The organism is Gammaproteobacteria bacterium, assembly GCA_003696665.1.
Lineage (GTDB): Bacteria > Pseudomonadota > Gammaproteobacteria > Enterobacterales.
On the sequence record RFGJ01000166.1, the window covers coordinates 1 to 1,020 of the forward strand.

Below are 1,020 nucleotides of genomic sequence, written 5' to 3' on the forward strand. Positions count from 1 at the left end.
AGAATTGTTAATGGAGCGTGTGCGGTAATCTTTCATTCACAATTCACCGTTCATCCTTCACCATTCACAATTAATCAGGGCGTCGTCTATTCGGAGGGCGAGCTGGCCGTCGCCAGCGTGGTAGCGTTTGGTGATGTAATATCACGAACCTCACCGCTGCAACCGCCGCCAGCCGTGCTTTTTTGCCACGCTGTCGGCCCAGCGTTCTAAGCCTTCCTGGGTCTTTACCTGTTCCGCCCACTCCCGACGCCCCATTGCCCGCGCTTCGGCAAACATTTCTTCCAAGACGTGACCATAATTGTCCTCCATCCAACGTAACCACGCCGGTTTGAGCCACCACGGTTGCCAGACTGCCAAAACCACAGTAGTCAGAAAAAGAAACAAAAGTGGGTAGGTCAACGGATCTTTAAATTCAGGGAATACCCCCATCAATCCTATAGTCAAGAAACCTAATCCGATAGGTATGCTCAAGTTAAGAACCTCTCTTTGAGCGTAAACTGGTATACTCCGAAGCGTATACATTGGGCGGAATCTCCCCAAGCGTAATATAATGCCTAAAAGAATCAGGGCAAATCCAAACGAAAAAAGGCCAAAAAGTATCAGGTAATAGCTCATCAGTCGCCCCCTTCATCAATAATAAAGAGGGGCGAGATTGCGCTTGGGTACATCCCCTGTTATATGCTCAAATATTGTTGGTGAAACCCACAAGTCACCAGCGATCCCTAACCCAAAACCAACTACAAGGCCTACTGGGCCGCCATACAAAAAGCCAACGCCTCCACCAACAATGGCCGCGCCAAAGCCAACAAAACCAGATATGCCTGCCCTTCGAAGTTTCTGTTCTCCCGTTAAATACGGATTGTTATAATCATTGAGGTACTGGAAGCCGGCGCTAAAGAGACCGCTGGCCGCAGACGACACCCCTAAGATGGTTCTCTGTCCCAGTTTCTTTGCCACTTGTCTGGCAACAACCTCATCCACATACCGTATCTCCTGCGCCGTCAAGTGCACTGTCGCCGC

2 protein-coding genes are annotated in these 1,020 nt (G+C 49.9%); both read right to left on the reverse strand.

Translation table 11 applies throughout. The features are described 5' to 3' along the window. Nucleotides 1-150: 150 nt before the first annotated feature. The gene (locus D6694_04945; protein ID RMH45254.1) at nucleotides 151-429 is read right to left on the reverse strand and encodes a hypothetical protein; all 279 of its coding nucleotides are present in this window, start codon (nucleotides 427-429) and stop codon (nucleotides 151-153) included. A gap of 201 nt (nucleotides 430-630) precedes the next feature. Next, the coding region (locus tag D6694_04950; protein ID RMH45255.1) for a hypothetical protein at nucleotides 631-1,020 on the reverse strand (390 nt) is incomplete at its 5' end.

Coding starts and splice junctions, on each gene's coding strand:
- D6694_04945 (RMH45254.1), bottom strand. CDS start 429: ATGGGGGTATTCCCTGAATTTAAAGATCCGTTGACCTACCCACTTTTG.